This is a genomic window from Pseudomonas sp. D3-10 (assembly GCF_051132175.1).
In the GTDB taxonomy this organism is placed as follows: Bacteria; Pseudomonadota; Gammaproteobacteria; order Pseudomonadales; family Pseudomonadaceae; genus Aquipseudomonas.
This window is the reverse complement of record NZ_CP071668.1, coordinates 4,455,649-4,472,230: the sequence shown is the minus strand read 5'-3', so window position 1 is coordinate 4,472,230 and position 16,582 is coordinate 4,455,649. Positions and strand designations below refer to the sequence as shown.

The following is a 16,582-nucleotide window of genomic DNA, read 5'->3' as shown; positions in this document are numbered from 1 at the left end:
CCGTTGTGAGTCCGGGCGCGTGCCCGGGCGTAAACCTGGCTCGACGTAATCTGCAGCAAGGCGGCCAAGCCATCCAACGGGTCCTGCTGTTTCCCTTGGATGAAAAACGGTTGAACATCGCTTATTGGCGAGGGCAGCCTCTTTCTGCCCAGTAAAAACGATACGTTGAATCTAGCCTCTGGCGGTGAACTTCGCTGTCCAGATCATGGCGCTCGGATGTGAACGTTTGCAACATTTCCCCGTAGTCCTACGCTCATCGGTCGCTCGCGATGGGTCAGTAATGACGTCGGACCGTACCGCTCGTCAGCTCACCGGCTGGGTGCGTACCGCTCTGATTTACTCCTTTAAAGGCGTGCCAACGTAGTTCGACGTCCAGGGCTGGACGTCCGCGCGATGAAATGCTGCATTGATGGGCAGGGAGGCGGGAGAAATGACCAGGGTAACGCTGGAGCTCGAAGGGCAGTTGTATTTGATGTTGTTGGAAGCGGCTCAAGCCAATCGGGTAAGCCTGGAAGAGGAATGTTGCCGTCGGCTGGAAGGTCGGGAATGGCGCTCACGCTATTTGCAGGCGCTGGTGGCGGAACTGCGCGCCGACGAAGAGCAGCGGCGCGCGCGCGCGGGTTGATTATTTCTTGGTCTTGGCCGGTTTCGGGCAATCCGATTCCTGGAAACGTTCGCTGGCGACCGGACGGTTGGTCTTCACTTCGGTGAACTCGTAGCGCATGGTCGCGCCCTTGGCCATCAGTTTGCGGAACCCTGGATTGGTGCACACCGTGGAGCCCAGCTGGAAATAAACCGCCTTGGGATCCGCGCGCATTTTTTGCGCATGGCTGCTTTGGACGCTGAGATGGTTGATCAGCTCGGTGCCTTCGACGGTGTAGCCCTGGTCAAGAATGTCTTCGTTGATCGCGCGCGGCGTGCCGACACTGCTTTGCTTGGCAACGTTCTGCAGCATCTTGTTCAGTTCGAGTTCTTTCAGCGACGCAGCCTGAGCGCTGATGGACGTCGCCAGCAGAACGGCAACGGTTGGAACGATAAGGCGCAGCATGAAACTCTCCTGGTTCAGTAACTGGTGGTTCGACCGGTCACGTGACTGTGCGTTCAGTGGCGGCGATTATAGGGAAGCCCGGGTAGACGGTACAGGTTTGCGCGCTCTGGTAGACTGCCGGTCTTCATTGCCCTTGCGAGTGTGGTTCGTGTCAAGTTTTCCTGTCTGCGGGCGTTGCCCGCGATGAGCTGTGCTTCCAACGCCGTAGCCCGCTTGCGCGACCAACGCGTCGATGAAGGCATCAAGCCGCTCCAGGCCCGAGGGTGGCGCGCGCCCCGTTGTGGCGCCTGTCGAGTGATCAAGAGCCATTGCTTATGTGCCTGGCGTCCGAGCGTCGAGACCCGTTCCGGCGTCTGCCTGATCATGACCAATAAGGAAGTCTTCAAGCCGAGCAACACGGGCTGGCTGATCGCCGATGTGGTACGGGATAACCATGCCTTCATCTGGTCGCGCACTGATGTCGATGAGCAACTCCTGGCTTTGTTGAACGATCCACAATGGCAACCGTACCTGGTATTTCCAGGTGAGTATGTCGAACCCTCCCGGGTAACCCACACGGTTGATCTGGCTCGGGGCAAGCGTCCCTTGTTCATCTTGCTGGATGCCACTTGGACGGAAGCGCGCAAGATGTTCCGTAAAAGTCCTTACTTTGACCGGCTGCCCATCTTGAGCCTGCTGCCCGACAGGCTGTCGCGCTATCGCTTGCGGCGCTCCACACGCAGTGAGCACCTGTGCACCGCCGAGGTAGCGGCGCTGTGCCTTGAGCTGGCGGGCGATAGCGACGCGGCGTCGGCCCTGGACGCCTATTTCGATGTGTTCAGCCAGCATTACCTGGGCGCCAAGCGTCAGCAGGAAGTGAACGTGTCGACTCCGGCCCATGCCGAACTGCTGCCCTTTGTCCGCTCGGCTCAGGCGGCGTTGGCCTAATAGTGGCCCATACTGGGTACAGCGGTGGCCGTGCAGCTTGACCACCCCGGTTTCGCTGGGCATGCTTGGCGCCGACCAGGGTGCGGCCGGAGTTTAAGACGCTGTGATTGGCGTTGAACGTGCCCCTGTGGATAACGCTGAATGGCGTTATCTTGAGTTGCATGGCGAGGCGCGAATGCATCGGGCCTGCCTTAAAAAAACAGGATCATTTGAAAAATGGCCACATACGAAATCCTGATTGCCGATGACCACCCGCTCTTTCGCAGCGCGTTGCATCAGGCGGTGACCCTGGGCCTTGGTTCGGATGTCCGGTTGACGGAGGTGGCCAGCATCGCGGAGTTGGAAGCCCGATTGGCGGAAAAGGCTGATTGGGACCTGGTGCTGCTGGATCTGAACATGCCCGGCGCGTATGGTTTTTCAGGGCTGGTCCTGTTGCGTGGGCAGTATCCGCAGATTCCCGTGGTGATGGTCTCAGCCCAGGAAGAAGCTTCGGTGATGGTCAAGGCCCGCGAATTTGGTGCCAGCGGGTTCATCCCCAAATCCAGCTCCCTCGAAATGATTCAACGGGCGGTTAAGGCCGTCCTCAGCGGTGATGTATCCTGGCCGCCGCAGGCGTTCGAGGCGGTGAGCGTGTCCGACGAGGCCAAGGCGGCCAGCGAAGGGCTCGCGAGCCTGACGCCCCAGCAGTTCAGAGTGCTGACCATGGTTTGTGAAGGTCTGTTGAACAAGCAGATCGCTTACGAACTGAATGTGTCAGAGGCCACCATCAAGGCTCATGTTACGGCGATCTTTCGTAAATTGAATGTGCGCACCCGGACCCAGGCTGCCTTGTTGTTGCAACAACTTGAGTCAATTTCGCCGCAGTCGTAGCGCCTGAATTCACGCTTTTTTGACTGCAATTACAGTAGCTTCTCCACTCCTATCGATCAGTTGCCCACTCTATGTCTCCTTTCAAAGGCCAAACCGGCCTGAAACGCATCCTCAATGCCTCCGGCTATTCCCTGGACGGGCTGCGTGCAGCTTTCGTCGGCGAAGCGGCGTTCCGTCAACTGGTCCTGCTTAACGTCATCCTGATTCCGTTGTCGTTTTTCCTGAACGTGAGCCGCGTGGAGCAGGCGCTGTTGATAGCGGTGTGCCTGCTGGCCTTGATCGTGGAGTTGCTCAACTCGGCGGTAGAGGCGGCGATCGACCGTATTTCCCTTGAGCTGCACCCCTTGTCGAAAAATGCCAAGGACATGGGCAGCGCGGCCCAACTTGTCGCCCTGACGATGATTGCCCTGGTCTGGGGCCTGGTGCTGCTCTGATTCAAGCGATGGCAGGCAGGACGATCTCGTCGCTGCGCTGGACCCCAGCGGTGAAAGCTCGGCAGAGGTCGAGGAATTCACGCATGGCTGAGGTCTGGTACTTCTGTTTGTGCCAGATGAAATAAAACTGCCGCGCCAGGTCCATGTCCGGGGTTTCCACGGCCACGAGGCTGCCGCGACGGAAAGCATCACGTAAGGCCAGGCGCGAAATGCAGCCAATGCCCAGGCCCGATTCCACTGCTCGCTTGATCGCTTCGGTGTGTTCCAATTCCAGGCGGATGTTGAGCGCGCTGCGGTGGTGGCGCATGGCCTGATCGAAGGTCAGCCGCGTACCTGAACCCTGCTCCCGCAAAATCCACGCTTCATGGGTCAATTCCTCCATGGTCGCCTGACCACGCTTGGCCAGTGGATGCTGGGGCGCGCAGAACACCACCAATTCATCCTCGACCCAGCTCTGCACCTCAATGTCCGGATGGCTGCAATCGCCTTCGATTAGACCCAGATCAATTTCGTAATGGGCGACCTGGTGCACGATATTGGCAGTGTTTTGCACGTGCAGCTTCACCTGGCTTTCCGGATGGCGCTGCATGAATCCGCCGATCAGCAGCGTCGCCAGGTAATTGCCGATGGTCAGCGTGGCCCCGACCGCCAGCGAACCGAAGCCGGACTTGCCGTTGAGTAAGTCTTCGATCTCTTTGGCCTGGTCCAGCAATGCCACGGCCTGGGGCAGCAATTGCTTACCCAAGGCGTTGAGGCTCAGGCGCTTGCCGGCGCGGTCGAACAGTTGGCAGCTGGATTGACGCTCCAATTCAGTGATGGAAGTGCTGGCGGCCGACTGCGACAGATTGAGCAAGCCCGCGGCACGGGACACGCTTTCCTGCTGGGCGACAGCGACGAAGACTTGAAGTTGCCGTAGAGTAAATCGCATATCGATATAACCGATAACCCTTATCTTAATAATCCATTTAACAGATATTGTCGCCGCCATTAGAATGCGATGCAATTGCGCAGATTACCGGCGCAGGCATCATTTCCAGGAGTCCCCCGTACATGAGCAACATGAACCACGAGCGTGTCCTCAGTGTTCATCACTGGAACGACACTCTGTTCAGCTTCAAGTGCACCCGCGATCCGGGCCTGCGCTTCGAGAACGGTCAGTTCGTGATGATCGGCCTGCAGCAGCCCAACGGCCGCCCGCTTATGCGCGCTTACTCGATTGCCAGCCCGAACTGGGAAGAGCATCTGGAATTCTTCAGCATCAAGGTCCCTGATGGTCCGCTGACTTCCCAGTTGCAGCACTTGAAGGAAGGCGACGAGATCATCATCAGCAAGAAGCCCACCGGCACGCTGGTGCTGGACGACCTCAAGCCTGGCAAGCATTTGTACCTGCTCAGCACCGGTACTGGCCTGGCGCCTTTCATGAGCGTCATCCAGGATCCGGAAACCTACGAGCGTTTCGAAAAAGTGATCCTGTGCCACGGCGTGCGTTACGTCAATGAAGTCGCCTATCGCGAATTCATCACCGAGCACCTGCCACAGAACGAGTTCTTCGGCGAAGCGCTACGCGAAAAGCTGATCTACTACCCCACCGTGACCCGCGAGCCGTTCGAGAACGAAGGTCGCCTGACCGACCTGATGCGCAGCGGCAAGTTGTTCCGCGACATCGGCCTGCCGCCGATCAACCCGCAAGACGACCGCGCGATGCTGTGCGGCAGCCCAAGCATGCTCGACGAAACCAGCGAAGTGCTCAACAGCTTCGGCCTGACCGTTTCGCCGCGTATGCGCGAGCCGGGTGATTACCTGATCGAGCGCGCGTTTGTAGAGAAGTAAGCTTCGGCATTTGCGGTGGCTGACCGACCGCCATCGCGAGCAGGCTCGCTCCCACACTGGATATGTATGACCACAACTTTGGTGGTCGCTGCAAATCAGTTGTGGGAGCGAGCCTGCTCGCGATGGCAGCGACTTGGTCCAACTGACAGACCATAAAAAGCCCGCGCCGCCTGATAAAGGCCGCGCGGGCTTTTTCGTTTCCGGGTTTTATACAGCCGTAGGAACGACTTCCAACACCCGAATCACCCCCGGCTCCGGGTAATGCCAGCGCACGTCCAGATCCCAGAACCGCGCACCGTATTCCCGTTCAGCTGTAGGTACCTGATACGCCGGGCGTGGGTCTTGGGCCAGGCATTGTTCGATCAGCTCCACCAAGGGCTCTTCGAGGCGCCTTGCGTGGTCGCGTGCCTGAAGCAGGGCAGAGTCCGCCCATTGCACTGGAATCAACTCAGGGGCGGCGCTGGCGATCCTGTTGGAGGCCGAGTCGATGATGTCCGCATAGGGGACGTAGGGCTTGATATCGAGCACGGGTGTGCCGTCCAACAGGTCGATGCCCGAGATCCACAGTCGAGCGGCCTCCGCCCGTTCCAGCTTCACCACCGACTGGCCGATGCCGTTGGGGCGATGGGTGGCTCGGGTGGCGAAGACGCCCATGGATTTATTGCCGCCCAGGCGCGGCGGCCGTACTTTCAATCGTGGCTTGTCTTCCAGGGCTTGATGGAACAGGAACAGCAACCAGACATGGCTGACCTGCTCCAGACCCTGCACGGCCTCGCCCTGGTCGAACGGCGCCACCAGCTCCAACACACCGCGCGCGGCCGGGGCCAGTTGTGGTTGGCGCGGAATGGCGAACTTCTCCTTGAAGCAGGAGCGTACGAAGCCGATGGGGGAGACGTTGTAGGTCATGGGCTGGGATCAAGGCAGGGTTGAAAGGGCATCATAGCGCGGGCGGTTGGTCTTGCCGTTTATGGCGGGGGCTTTTGTGGCGAGGGAGCAAGCTCCCTCGCCACAAAAGCTCTGCCACCATCAGCAGCGCTTCAAGAAATGACAGCCCTTCGGCATTAGCCGCGAACGCGCAGCGTCAGGCCCTTGACGAAGTTGCGCAGCAACTGGTCGCCACACGGCCGGTAGTTGGTATGGCCGAACTTGCGGAACAATGCGCTCAGTTCCGGCTTGGACACCGGGAAGTCGGCGGCCTTGAGGATGGCGTGCATGTCGTCTTCCTTCAGCTCGAAGGCCACCCGCAGCTTCTTCAGGATGATGTTGTTGGTGACCGGCACTTCGATCGGCTGCGGCGGACGGCTTTCGTCCTTGCCGCGCTTGAAGATCACCAGCCCGTCGAGGAAATGCGCCATGACCAGGTCGGGGCAGAACACAAAGCCTTCTTCTTCATCTTTCTTGAGGTAGCCGGCCAAATCTTCCAGGGAGATTTCCAAGCCGCCCAGCTTGATGATCTCGACGACTTTTTTGTCGCTGATGTCGAGCATGTAGCGCACGCTGCGCAGTACGTCGTTGTGAATCATGTGTGCAATCCTGATGAAGGCAGTGGGCGCCCCGGTTCGGTGCGGCGCCGGAAAATTAGAATTTCTCTTTGGCGGACAGGTAGCGCCATTGGCCCAACGGCACCTTGCCGATCGACACGCCGCCTATGCGGATGCGGCGGATGGCAACGACCTTGAGCCCGACGGCCTGGCAAAACAGCGCGATAACGCCCGGTTGCGGGTTCTTCATGGCGAAGCGCAGGCGGTTCTCGTTCTGCCAGCTGGCCTTGACCGCCGGCAATTCCTTGCCTTTGTAGGTCAGGCCGTGGTTCAAGCGATTGAGACCGTGGGCGACCATCTCGCCCTCGACTTCCACCACATACTCCTGCTCGATCTTGGCCGCGTCGGCGGTGAGCTTGCGCAGGATTTTCCAGTCCTGGGTGAATACCAAAAGGCCGCTGGCGCCAGCCTGCAAATCGGCGCTGGCGGTCAGGCGCAGGAAGTGGCCCTTGAGCGGGCGCTTGCCGAAGCGATGTTCTTCGCTCAAGGTCTGTGGCCCCAGGGTTGCCATTGCCGCGTCGACATCCATGCCAGCCGGGACGTTCAGCAGGAGGGTCACAGGCTCTGGCGCGGTGGCCTTGGCTTGGGGGTCGAGTTCGACCTTTTGGGTGGTGACCTTGAACTGCGGTTCATCGATGACTTCGCCGTCCACGGTGACCCAGCCGCCCTCGATGAACAGCTCAGCCTCCCGACGGGAACAGCCGACGAGTTCGATGAGACGCTTGGAGAGACGAATCGGGTCAGTCATGACGGGGCCGTAACAAAAAGGGGTGGGCATTGTACCTGTCTGGCGCCGGTTAATCGCGGGTCCATTTGCCTCATGCCGTTTTTAGCCGCGCCCCGCTTTCAGATCGGGCTGCTTGTAGCGCATATGCAGCAGCGGGTAGGGCTGGTCCATGCCATCCTTTGCCGAGCGACCGATAACTTCGAACCCTTGCTTGAGATAAAAGCCAAGGGCTTGCGGGTTCTGTTCGTTGACGTCCAGTTCATCGGCGTTCAGGTGTTCAATGGCATAGCGCAGCAGTTGTTTGCCCAGGCCTTGGCCGCGATGCTCGGGGTCGATGAAGAGCATTTCGATCTTGCCAGCCGCGACCCCGGCGAACCCTGTGATGCGCTGGCGTGAATCACGGGTGCAGATGAGCATCACCGCGTCCAGGTAACGGGTGAGCACCAGGTTTCTGAGCAGTTCGATATAACTGTCGGGCAGGAAATCATGGGTGGCCCGTACCGATGCCTCCCAGACCCGGGTCAGTTCCTGATAATCGCTCGGTTTCGGTGTATGGATGACCGAATGCTGGCGCATGTCCGCCTGTTCCTTGTGGTGGAGTTTTCTTGTCTGCATACGATAGCCGTAAAAAAGCCCTGCTTCTTGTTACAGAGCAGGGCTTCAGAAAGTTTTTTTAGAGGCGGCGATTGGCTGGCAAACAACCTGTGGCGAGGGAGCTTGCTCCCGCTCGATTGCGTAGCAATCGCAAGGATAGGGCTACTTCGTAGCCCAGCGGGAGCAAGCTCCCTCGTCACAAAAGCCTATTCGGCTTGGGTCCAGGCCTGGATCAACCGATCTGCTCAGCCCACAAGTCATACTCGTCGGCGTCGGTGACCTTGCACCAGACCTTGTCGCCTGGCTTGAGATTGCTGCCGTTGTCGATGAACACGTTGCCGTCGATTTCCGGAGCATCGAAGAAGCAGCGGCCGACGGCACCTTGTTCGTCGACTTCGTCCACCAGCACTTCGATCTCACGGCCGATGCGCATTTGCAGGCGCGCCGAGCTGATGGCCTGCTGGTGCGCCATGAAGCGCTCCCAACGGTCCTGCTTGACGTCATCCGGCACCACGTCCAGGTTCAGGTCGTTGGCCGGTGCGCCTTCGACGGGCGAGTACTGGAAGCAGCCGACGCGGTCGAGCTGGGCTTCGGTCAGCCAGTCCAGCAGGTATTGGAAGTCTTCTTCGGTTTCCCCCGGGAAGCCGACGATGAAGGTCGAGCGGATGATCAGCTCGGGGCAGATTTCACGCCAGTTCTTGATGCGCGCTAGGGTCTTGTCTTCGAAAGCCGGGCGTTTCATGGCCTTGAGGACTTTCGGGCTGGCGTGCTGGAACGGGATGTCCAGGTACGGCAGGATCTTGCCGGCGGCCATCAGCGGGATCAGCTCGTCGACGTGCGGGTACGGGTAGACGTAATGCAGGCGGACCCAGACACCGAGGGTGCTGAGGGCTTCGCACAGTTCGGTCATGCGGGTTTTCACCGGCGCGCCGTTCCAGAAGCCGGTGCGGTACTTGACGTCGACGCCGTAGGCGCTGGTGTCCTGGGAAATCACCAGCAATTCCTTGACGCCGGCCTTGACCAGGCGCTGGGCTTCGTCGAGCACGTCGCCCACCGGACGGCTCACCAGTTTGCCGCGCATCGAGGGGATGATGCAGAAGCTGCAGCTGTGGTTGCAGCCTTCGGAAATCTTCAGGTAAGCGTAGTGACGCGGGGTCAGCTTGATGCCTTGTGGCGGCACCAGGTCGATCAGCGGATTGTGGTCCTGGCGCGGCGGCACGACTTCATGCACGGCGTTGACCACTTGTTCGTACTGCTGCGGCCCGGTCACGGACAGCACGCTCGGGTGCACGTCGCGGATGTTGCCTTCTTCCACACCCATGCAGCCGGTCACGATGACCTTGCCGTTTTCCTTGATAGCTTCGCCGATCACTTCAAGGGATTCGGCCTTGGCCGAGTCGATGAAGCCACAGGTGTTCACCACCACCACGTCGGCGTCCTGGTAGGTGGACACAACGTCATAACCTTCCATGCGCAGCTGGGTCAGGATGCGCTCGGAGTCGACCAGCGCTTTCGGGCAACCCAGGGATACGAAGCCAACCTTGGGATTGGCTGGCGCGGTAGTGGTGGACATGTCTAACCTCGGTGTAGGGGGATCGTCTCTTGCGGAGACAGGGCGCCTGACGCGCCTCTGATCAAAAAGTGCGCAATTCTATCCGTGGTCGCCGCACTTGACCAGCTTTATACCGGGAAATACGACGAGTGCTGCGCTATGCTTCGCGCCTTTGCCTTCTGGCGAACGCTGCAGTCAACAGAACGTCTGTAACAAAGCGTAAAACCGCCCATGCTGCGTCACAAGAGCGTACGGCTTCTTTCAAGAAGGCAGGTCTGGAAATCAGGAGTGTTGGATGGGTCATGCAGGTAGTCAGGCGGCGGGCGCCGAGCATTCGGCAGCCAAACCGCTGAGCATGCTGGTCGCGGCGGTCGGGGTGGTTTATGGCGACATTGGCACGAGCCCGCTGTACACCCTTAAAGAAGTGTTTTCCGGTGGTTATGGCGTGCCCGTCAACCATGACGGGGTGCTGGGGATCCTGTCGCTGATTTTCTGGTCGCTGATCTGGGTCGTGTCCATCAAGTACATGATGTTCGTCCTTCGCGCGGACAACCAGGGCGAAGGCGGAATCATGGCCTTGACTGCCCTGGCGCGGCGCGCGGCGGCCGGCAGGGCGCGGCTGCGTACGTTGTTGGTGATCTGCGGCTTGATCGGTGCGGCGCTGTTCTATGGCGACAGCATGATCACCCCGGCGATCTCGGTATTGTCGGCGGTCGAAGGCCTGGGCCTCGCATTCGAAGGCATCGACCACTGGGTGGTGCCGCTATCGGTGGTGGTGCTGGTGGCGTTGTTCCTGATCCAGCGCCACGGCACCGCGCGCATTGGCATCCTCTTTGGTCCGATCATGGTGACCTGGTTCCTCGTCCTCGGCGCCTTGGGCGTGTATGGCATCAGCCAGCACCCGGAAGTATTGAACGCAGTGAACCCGGCCTGGGCCGTGCGTTTCTTTGTCGTCCACCCGGGCATGGGCGTAGCGATCCTTGGCGCGGTGGTGCTGGCGCTGACCGGGGCCGAAGCGCTGTACGCCGACATGGGCCACTTCGGCCGTAAACCCATCGCCCGTGCCTGGTTCATCCTCGTGCTGCCGGGCCTGATGCTCAACTATTTCGGCCAGGGCGCCTTGCTGCTCGGTGATCCTGAAGCGGCGCGCAACCCGTTCTATCTGCTGGCGCCGAGCTGGGCATTGCTGCCCTTGGTGGGCCTGGCGACGCTGGCGACGGTGATTGCCTCGCAAGCGGTGATCTCCGGCGCGTTCTCCCTGACGCGCCAGGCAATCCAGCTCGGCTACATCCCGCGCATGTACATCCAGCACACCTCCAGCGCCGAACAGGGCCAGATCTACATCGGCGCGGTGAACTGGTCTTTGATGGTCGGCGTGGTCTTGCTGGTGCTGGGCTTCGAGTCGTCCGGAGCGCTGGCATCGGCCTACGGCGTGGCGGTGACCGGTACGATGTTGATGACCACGATCCTGGTCTCCGCCGTGATCCTGTTGCTATGGAAATGGCCGCCGCTGCTGGCGGTGCCGGTGCTGTTCGGTTTCTTGCTGGTAGATGGGCTGTACTTCGCCGCCAACGTGCCGAAAATCATCCAGGGCGGCGCATTCCCGGTCATAGCCGGCATTGCCTTGTTCGTATTGATGACCACCTGGAAACGCGGCAAGCAGCTGTTGGTGGAGCGGCTGGACGAAGGGGCGTTGCCGCTGCCGGTCTTCATCAGCAGCATCCGCGTGCAGCCGCCGCACCGGGTCCAGGGCACGGCGGTGTTCCTGACGGCGCGCTCGGATGCGGTGCCCCATGCGCTATTGCACAATCTGCTGCACAACCAGGTGCTGCATGAGCAGGTGGTGTTGCTGACAGTGGTCTACGAAGACATTCCCCGCGTGCCGCCACAACGGCGTTTCGAGGTCGATGCCTATGGCGAGGGCTTCTTCCGGGTGATCCTGCATTTCGGTTTTACCGACGAGCCGGACGTGCCCGAGGCGCTCAAGCTCTGTCATTTGGACGACCTGGATTTCAGTCCGATGCGCACCACCTACTTTCTCAGTCGCGAGACTGTTATCGCCTCCAAGCTGGAGGGCATGGCGCGTTGGCGTGAGTCGTTGTTTGCTTTCATGTTGAAAAATGCCAACGGCAACCTGCGCTTTTTTAATCTGCCGTTGAATCGGGTGATTGAATTGGGGACGCAGGTGGAGATGTAGCACCGGGAAACAAAAAGCCCCCATTGCCTTGCGGCGGTGGGGGCTTTTTTGTGGGAGCCTCTTGGGCATTTGGTCGGTTGGTCTTTCCTTACCTTGATTTGCGTCTAATATGACGTAATATTTTACAGTTAAAGATGTGTTTTAAAGTATGCGGAATCAGGTGGAAGGAGGTGGGGTATGGCAGCACTACTGGAGCGGGCGGATCAAGCGATATCCGTTACGGCAATGGTCAGGGGGTTCAGCGCGAAGCTCAAGGAAGTATCGAGTCGTGCAACCGAAAGGCTGGTGATCTTCAAGGACAATGAACCCGCAGCGGTGATCATCAACGTCGACGCTTATCAGGAAATGCTCGATGAGCTGGAAAATCTTCGCGTCGAGGCGACGGCTCGTGAACGCTTGATCAATTTCGATCGGGCCAAGGCCGTCAGTCATGAGGATATGCGGGCGCGGTATGCCAAAAACGACTGAAGGGGCGGTGAATGGCTTGGAACGTTGTTTACCATCCGGAGGTTCAAGACGATCTGGATCAGTTGGGTGCTGCGGCTGCGAACCGTATCCTTGATGTCATCGAAGAGCGGATCATCAATGGCGAGCCGGACAAGATCGGCAAGCCGCTCAGAGCCAGCCTGGCCGGGTGCCGAAGGATCCGAACGGGTGATACCCGCATTGTTTACAGGGTCGACGGAAAAGCGATTCAGGTGCTGATAGTCGCCGTTGGCGCGCGGCGAGATAAAGAAGTATACGACGCGGCAGAACGTCGCCGTTAACAAAAGCCCCCAAGTGCCTTGCGGCGGTGGGGGCTTTTGTCTGGCTTGCCCCCGCTTACTGCACGGCAGGCTTGGTTTGGCGCTTGTCGATCTCGCCGATCAGGCGCTTGGCCAGGGCCGGGTAGTTTTCATCGAAGTGGTGGCCGCCCGGCAACTTGATGACTTCGCCCACGGCAGTCTTGTCGGTGCAGCCGCTTTCGTTGGCCTCTTCGGCGCCGTAGATGCACACCACTTTTTCGGCGGGCAGCTTGGCCATCTCCGGGCCGGTGGCGGCTTCGGTGCCGGCGTTGCCGAGCCAGCCCTCGACTTCGATTTCGAAGCTGCCGGTGCGAGCGAAGGCGAGCAGGATGATTGCATCGACCCGCTGTTGCTCTGTCGCCGGTAGACGGTTGTAGATCGCCGGCAGCACATCGGCGCCGAAGGAGTAGCCGGTCAGGATGAAGCGCTTGGTGCCCCAGATCTGGCGGTAGTGCTGCATCAGCTCGGTCAGGTCGGCGGCGCTCTGTTCGGGGCTCTTGTGCTGCCAGTAGTAACGCAGGGTGTCGATGCCGACGACCGGGTAGCCGACCTTGGCCATTTCATCGGCCACGTCGCGGTCCAGGTCACGCCAGCCACCGTCGCCAGAGAGAAACAGCGTCACGGTATCCCGGGCCTGGCTGGCGGGCACCTCCACCACCGGGATGCTCAGGCCGCCCTTGCCCTTTTCGGCACCTACCAGGATCTTGCGCAGTTCATTGTTCAGCACTTGCGGCAGGTTGATGTCGTAGTCGCTGATGCTGGTTTCGGCATTGTGTTGATCACGAACGAACCCGGCGCTGGTGTCGTCGGGGTTATCGTTCCAGGCGACCAGCCAGTGACCGTGTGCGGCGCTCTTGGGCAGCAGGTGCGTGCAGCCAGGTTTTTCCAGAGCCAGGTCCACCGAGACGGCCCGGGCATTGTCGTCCTTCTGCTCGGCCAACCAGCGCCAGGCCAGCACGGCGCCGGGGCCGATGCCGCTGACCAGCGTGGCCGGGCCGTGGAGTTGTCTCAGGCCGGCCTGTAGAGCACGGCCTTGCAACATGCAGTCCTTGGGCAGGATCACTTGGACGATCTGTGCCGAGCCGCTGCGGCTGAGGGTCGTCAACTGGGTGTCGCTGAGCTTTTGGTCCTCATTCACGGCCACCAGCACCTGGGCGCGGGGCTTGGTGCCGGGGATGATGCGCGTCATTGGCACGCCGTCGGCGGGTTCCAGTTGTTCCAGGGTCGGTTGCGGGGCAGGGCGGTTCCAATACCAGTAGCCGCCACCGAGAATCACAGCCAGCACCAGCAGGGCGGCCACTACGTATCGCCACGAGCGTTGCATCATCAGCGTTTCACCAATCCAGTCAGGCCGCCTGCAATCAGGGCGGCGGTATCAGCCAGTGCAACCAGCGGATCGAGTCCGGCGGGCACGGCCATGTAACGAGGTTCCCAGTCAGGCTGGAATTTGTCTTTGAAGCGGCGCAGCCCCTGGAAATTGTAAAGCTGCTCGCCACGGCGAAACACCATCGACCCCAGGCGCTGGGTCAGCGGTGCGCCGCGACGCGGCTGCAAGCCCGACAAAGGGACCATGCCGAGACTGAAGCGAGCGTAGCCATGGTTTTTGTAATGCTGGATCAGGCCGACCATCATGAATTCCATGGTCAGCTTCGGCGCGTCGGGGTGGGCGCGCATCAGGTCGAGGCTGGCCAATTCGTGGTTGTGGGTTTCCAGCAGGTTGGCGAATGCCACCGGCCGGCCTTCGAAACGAATCACCGCGATGCGGAAATGCTTGAGGTACTCATCGCTGAACCGTCCGAGGGAGAAGCCTTTTTCCCGGACGTTCTTGCCGGTCAGCCAGGCGTCGGAGATGACTTTCAGTTCGTCCATGGGCGCCTGGCCCGGCTCGTGGATTTCCAGCGACAGGCCATCGCGGGTGCCGCGATTCCAGGTGTAGCGCAGGTCCTTCATCTCTTTGCCCTTGGCTTCGAGATCGAAACGTTTGAGGTCGACTCGCGCCTCTTCGCCCAGCTTGATCGCGGTCAGGCCGATGTCCATGTAGTAAGGCAGGTTCTCGGCGCGTACCTGGTAGAACACTGGCCGGGCGTGATAGATGTCGCACAGGTCACGGAACTGCCAGATCATTTCCGCCCGTTGCTGGGTCGGCCCGATCGGGTCGTACAGCGCGACAAGGCTGCGGCCGCGACGGGCGTACATCAAAAATGCCTCGTCGTTGGGGTGAAACAGCAGCGCCTTGTCGCCGGTCAAGGCCAAGCCGCCGTCGGGTTGAGACGACGCCATGAGAATGGTCTTGGCGCGTTCCAGCTCTTGTGCCGTAGGCAAGTGAATCACCGGCCGCGCGGTGCGCAGCAACCAGGTCAGCGACACCACCACCAGCAGCACCGCGGCACCGAGCAATGAGCGCAGGCCGCGGGGAGCGTCGGCATCCAGGGTGAATTGCCACCACAGTTGATGACTGTAGGGCACGTCCTGATAGGCGAACAGCAACAGCCAGATCGACGCCCCCAGGACGCACAGGCTAGCGATCAAGAACAATGGCGAAAACGGCAACTCGGTCAGGCGACTCGGCCTGTAGAACGAACGCCGGAAGATCGACAGCAGGGCAGCAGTCAAGGTCAGCAGCGTGGCTTCTTCCCAATCAAAGCCCTTGAGCAGCGAGAGCAGGGCACCCACCAGCAATAACACGGTGGTGAGCATCCAGGCGGCGGACAGGCGACGGCGCAAGCCTTGGGCCAGCAACAGGCACAGCACGCCAATCAGGCTGGCGCCAAAGTGCGAGGCATCCACCAGTCGGTGAGGAATCAGAAAGCCGATGTGCTCCAGGCGGGTGTCGATTTCGGGTGTCACCCCGGAAAACAGCAGCACCACGCCCGACAAAAACACCAGCACGGCCAGGATCGGTGCCGCGAAACCTGACGCCGCCCGCAAGGACTGGCGTGTCTGGAAGAGTCGTTGCGCCTCATTGATCAGCAGCAGCACGCACGCTACCAGCATCGGCAGCAGCACGTAGATCAAGCGATACAGCAGCAAGGCGGCGGCCAGCGGCGCGGCACCCAGCTTGTCGGCAAACGCGGCCAGCAGGATCGCCTCGAACACCCCGACCCCGCCCGGCACGTGGCTGAGTACACCGGCGGCCAGCGCGAGCAAGTACACCAACAGGAATGGACCGAACGGGGGCGCCTCGGGCAGCAACAGATAGAGCACCGTCGCGGCAGCTGCGACGTCCAGCGCGGTAATCACCAATTGCAGGAGCGTCAGGCGTCGGCCGGGCAGCCGCAAGGTCCGGCGACCGGCCCTGACCAGCAGGCTGTCGCGGTAGGGTTGGTCCGGCAGGCGACGGCGATAGATACCCACCGCCAGCACGCCAGTCAGCAGCAGCACCGCGACGGCGATCGATCCCAGCAACGTGGCTGGAAGATGCAAGGCGGCGGATGCCGCAGGCAGATTGCTCAGTGTCGCCAGGGCGGCCAAGGGCGGCAGGGCGCAGCCCAGCGACAGGCTGGCGAACAACGTCATATGGGCGACATCCGTCGCTCCCAGGCCATGGCGAGCATACAGGCGATAACGAACCGAGCCGCCCGACAGCAGCGACAGGCCGATGGCGTTGCCAATGGCGAAAGCGCTGAAGCCCCCTAGCACCAGGGTTTGCGGCGGCAGCTTCACCCCCGCGTAGCGGGTGGCGGACCACTCATAGCCCAGCAGAATGACAAAACCGGCCACGGTCGCGGCGATCGCGCCGAGCAGCGCCGGCCTCGGCACCTCGAGGATCGAGTCGTGAAGGGCGTAAAGGTCGAGCTCGCTCAACAGATGGCGGCAGGCGATCAAGGCAATTGCAAACAGGAGCAGCGTGACAGCGAGGCCGATCGGTTGCCGGTACTGGCTGATCCGCTCCATCCAGCGCAATCGCTCGGCCTTGATCGGTTGTGTCGCAGAAACAGTGTCTTGTGGGTCAGACGAGTGGGCGCGCATCAATCACCTCTTGAGCTATGCGCGACAGGATGGGGGTATCCAGCCAAGTTACCAATCCCTGCGGTGGAAAATATTACAAAATATTTGTCATGGAGTTTTTTCGACACG

Annotated in this window: 17 protein-coding genes; 8 read left to right on the top strand and 9 right to left on the bottom strand. The window is 60.6% G+C overall.

The genetic code is table 11. The features are described 5' to 3' along the window. The first annotated feature begins 430 nt into the window (after window positions 1-430). Window positions 431-625, top strand: a complete 195-nt coding sequence (locus tag J3P90_RS20115) for a hypothetical protein (RefSeq protein ID WP_420764285.1) — start codon at window positions 431-433, stop codon at window positions 623-625. Here the strand turns inward: J3P90_RS20115 and J3P90_RS20110 are convergent, their stop codons facing one another. Next, on the bottom strand, window positions 626-1,048 hold the full coding sequence (locus J3P90_RS20110; protein ID WP_420764286.1) for a quorum-sensing-regulated virulence factor family protein: 423 nt from the start codon (window positions 1,046-1,048) through the stop codon (window positions 626-628). Between the two features lie 183 nt (window positions 1,049-1,231). On the opposite strand from J3P90_RS20110, the gene J3P90_RS20105 reads away from it, so the two are divergent. The 3 genes from J3P90_RS20105 to J3P90_RS20095 all read left to right on the top strand — a co-directional run bounded on the left by J3P90_RS20105 (window position 1,232) and on the right by J3P90_RS20095 (window position 3,279). Beyond that, entirely contained in the window at window positions 1,232-1,975 is a 744-nt protein-coding gene (locus J3P90_RS20105; RefSeq protein ID WP_434675289.1) for a tRNA-uridine aminocarboxypropyltransferase, read from the top strand. Window positions 1,976-2,191: 216 nt separating this feature from the next. Beyond that, entirely contained in the window at window positions 2,192-2,845 is a 654-nt protein-coding gene (gene erdR / locus J3P90_RS20100; protein ID WP_434562592.1) for a response regulator transcription factor ErdR, read from the top strand. 71 nt (window positions 2,846-2,916) lie between these two features. Next, the gene (locus J3P90_RS20095) at window positions 2,917-3,279 is read left to right on the top strand and encodes a diacylglycerol kinase (RefSeq protein ID WP_420764289.1); all 363 of its coding nucleotides are present in this window, start codon (window positions 2,917-2,919) and stop codon (window positions 3,277-3,279) included. A gap of 1 nt (window position 3,280) precedes the next feature. Here the strand turns inward: J3P90_RS20095 and J3P90_RS20090 are convergent, their stop codons facing one another. Then, entirely contained in the window at window positions 3,281-4,207 is a 927-nt protein-coding gene (locus J3P90_RS20090) for a LysR family transcriptional regulator (protein ID WP_039594356.1), read from the bottom strand. A gap of 122 nt (window positions 4,208-4,329) precedes the next feature. Here J3P90_RS20090 and fpr point away from each other — a divergent pair, with 122 nt between their 5' ends. Further along, a complete protein-coding gene (gene fpr, locus J3P90_RS20085; RefSeq protein ID WP_003198368.1) occupies window positions 4,330-5,109 on the top strand; it encodes a ferredoxin-NADP reductase in 780 nt (259 codons plus the stop codon). 207 nt (window positions 5,110-5,316) lie between these two features. Here the strand turns inward: fpr and tsaA are convergent, their stop codons facing one another. The 5 genes from tsaA to rimO form a co-directional block, all read right to left on the bottom strand. Continuing rightward, window positions 5,317-6,015 (bottom strand): tRNA (N6-threonylcarbamoyladenosine(37)-N6)-methyltransferase TrmO, encoded by a 699-nt coding sequence (tsaA, locus tag J3P90_RS20080; RefSeq protein ID WP_434675288.1) that lies wholly within the window; start codon window positions 6,013-6,015, stop codon window positions 5,317-5,319. A gap of 155 nt (window positions 6,016-6,170) precedes the next feature. Continuing rightward, a complete protein-coding gene (locus tag J3P90_RS20075; RefSeq protein ID WP_434675287.1) occupies window positions 6,171-6,632 on the bottom strand; it encodes a DUF1456 family protein in 462 nt (153 codons plus the stop codon). Window positions 6,633-6,687: 55 nt separating this feature from the next. After that, window positions 6,688-7,398, bottom strand: coding sequence for an rRNA pseudouridine synthase (locus J3P90_RS20070; protein WP_420764292.1), 711 nt, complete (start codon window positions 7,396-7,398; stop codon window positions 6,688-6,690). A gap of 81 nt (window positions 7,399-7,479) precedes the next feature. Further along, a complete protein-coding gene (locus J3P90_RS20065) occupies window positions 7,480-7,953 on the bottom strand; it encodes a GNAT family N-acetyltransferase (protein ID WP_420764451.1) in 474 nt (157 codons plus the stop codon). A 250-nt stretch (window positions 7,954-8,203) separates the two neighbouring features. Beyond that, window positions 8,204-9,544, bottom strand: coding sequence for a 30S ribosomal protein S12 methylthiotransferase RimO (gene rimO, locus J3P90_RS20060; RefSeq protein ID WP_420764293.1), 1,341 nt, complete (start codon window positions 9,542-9,544; stop codon window positions 8,204-8,206). A gap of 334 nt (window positions 9,545-9,878) precedes the next feature. Between rimO and J3P90_RS20055 the strand changes: the two genes are divergently transcribed. The 3 genes from J3P90_RS20055 (at window position 9,879) to J3P90_RS20045 (ending at window position 12,487) form a co-directional block, all read left to right on the top strand. After that, entirely contained in the window at window positions 9,879-11,720 is a 1,842-nt protein-coding gene (locus J3P90_RS20055) for a potassium transporter Kup (protein WP_420764452.1), read from the top strand. Between the two features lie 177 nt (window positions 11,721-11,897). After that, window positions 11,898-12,188: a type II toxin-antitoxin system Phd/YefM family antitoxin gene (locus J3P90_RS20050; protein ID WP_434562598.1), complete on the top strand. Its 291-nt coding sequence runs from the start codon at window positions 11,898-11,900 to the stop codon at window positions 12,186-12,188. A gap of 11 nt (window positions 12,189-12,199) precedes the next feature. Further along, the gene (locus tag J3P90_RS20045) at window positions 12,200-12,487 is read left to right on the top strand and encodes a type II toxin-antitoxin system RelE family toxin (protein WP_434562600.1); all 288 of its coding nucleotides are present in this window, start codon (window positions 12,200-12,202) and stop codon (window positions 12,485-12,487) included. A 55-nt stretch (window positions 12,488-12,542) separates the two neighbouring features. Here J3P90_RS20045 and J3P90_RS20040 read toward each other — a convergent pair whose 3' ends face one another. Both J3P90_RS20040 and mprF read right to left on the bottom strand, forming a co-directional pair. Then, window positions 12,543-13,832 carry a virulence factor family protein gene (locus J3P90_RS20040; RefSeq protein ID WP_434609897.1) on the bottom strand — a complete coding sequence of 430 codons (1,290 nt, stop codon included), beginning with the start codon at window positions 13,830-13,832 and terminating at the stop codon, window positions 12,543-12,545. Then, window positions 13,832-16,399 (bottom strand): bifunctional lysylphosphatidylglycerol flippase/synthetase MprF, encoded by a 2,568-nt coding sequence (gene mprF / locus J3P90_RS20035; protein WP_434676593.1) that lies wholly within the window; start codon window positions 16,397-16,399, stop codon window positions 13,832-13,834. The genes J3P90_RS20040 and mprF overlap by 1 nt, the downstream gene beginning before the upstream one ends. Between the last annotated feature and the right edge of the window lie 183 nt (window positions 16,400-16,582).

What these genes read in the sequence shown, in the direction of transcription:
- J3P90_RS20115 (WP_420764285.1), top strand. Translation starts at nt 431, where the DNA reads ATGACCAGGGTAACGCTGGAGCTCGAAGGGCAGTTGTATTTGATGTTG.
- J3P90_RS20110 (WP_420764286.1), bottom strand. Translation starts at nt 1,048, where the DNA reads ATGCTGCGCCTTATCGTTCCAACCGTTGCCGTTCTGCTGGCGACGTCC.
- J3P90_RS20105 (WP_434675289.1), top strand. Translation starts at nt 1,232, where the DNA reads ATGAGCTGTGCTTCCAACGCCGTAGCCCGCTTGCGCGACCAACGCGTC.
- erdR (WP_434562592.1), top strand. Translation starts at nt 2,192, where the DNA reads ATGGCCACATACGAAATCCTGATTGCCGATGACCACCCGCTCTTTCGC.
- J3P90_RS20095 (WP_420764289.1), top strand. Translation starts at nt 2,917, where the DNA reads ATGTCTCCTTTCAAAGGCCAAACCGGCCTGAAACGCATCCTCAATGCC.
- J3P90_RS20090 (WP_039594356.1), bottom strand. Translation starts at nt 4,207, where the DNA reads ATGCGATTTACTCTACGGCAACTTCAAGTCTTCGTCGCTGTCGCCCAG.
- fpr (WP_003198368.1), top strand. Translation starts at nt 4,330, where the DNA reads ATGAGCAACATGAACCACGAGCGTGTCCTCAGTGTTCATCACTGGAAC.
- tsaA (WP_434675288.1), bottom strand. Translation starts at nt 6,015, where the DNA reads ATGACCTACAACGTCTCCCCCATCGGCTTCGTACGCTCCTGCTTCAAG.
- J3P90_RS20075 (WP_434675287.1), bottom strand. Translation starts at nt 6,632, where the DNA reads ATGATTCACAACGACGTACTGCGCAGCGTGCGCTACATGCTCGACATC.
- J3P90_RS20070 (WP_420764292.1), bottom strand. Translation starts at nt 7,398, where the DNA reads ATGACTGACCCGATTCGTCTCTCCAAGCGTCTCATCGAACTCGTCGGC.
- J3P90_RS20065 (WP_420764451.1), bottom strand. Translation starts at nt 7,953, where the DNA reads ATGCGCCAGCATTCGGTCATCCATACACCGAAACCGAGCGATTATCAG.
- rimO (WP_420764293.1), bottom strand. Translation starts at nt 9,544, where the DNA reads ATGTCCACCACTACCGCGCCAGCCAATCCCAAGGTTGGCTTCGTATCC.
- J3P90_RS20055 (WP_420764452.1), top strand. Translation starts at nt 9,879, where the DNA reads ATGCTGGTCGCGGCGGTCGGGGTGGTTTATGGCGACATTGGCACGAGC.
- J3P90_RS20050 (WP_434562598.1), top strand. Translation starts at nt 11,898, where the DNA reads ATGGCAGCACTACTGGAGCGGGCGGATCAAGCGATATCCGTTACGGCA.
- J3P90_RS20045 (WP_434562600.1), top strand. Translation starts at nt 12,200, where the DNA reads ATGGCTTGGAACGTTGTTTACCATCCGGAGGTTCAAGACGATCTGGAT.
- J3P90_RS20040 (WP_434609897.1), bottom strand. Translation starts at nt 13,832, where the DNA reads ATGATGCAACGCTCGTGGCGATACGTAGTGGCCGCCCTGCTGGTGCTG.
- mprF (WP_434676593.1), bottom strand. Translation starts at nt 16,399, where the DNA reads ATGGAGCGGATCAGCCAGTACCGGCAACCGATCGGCCTCGCTGTCACG.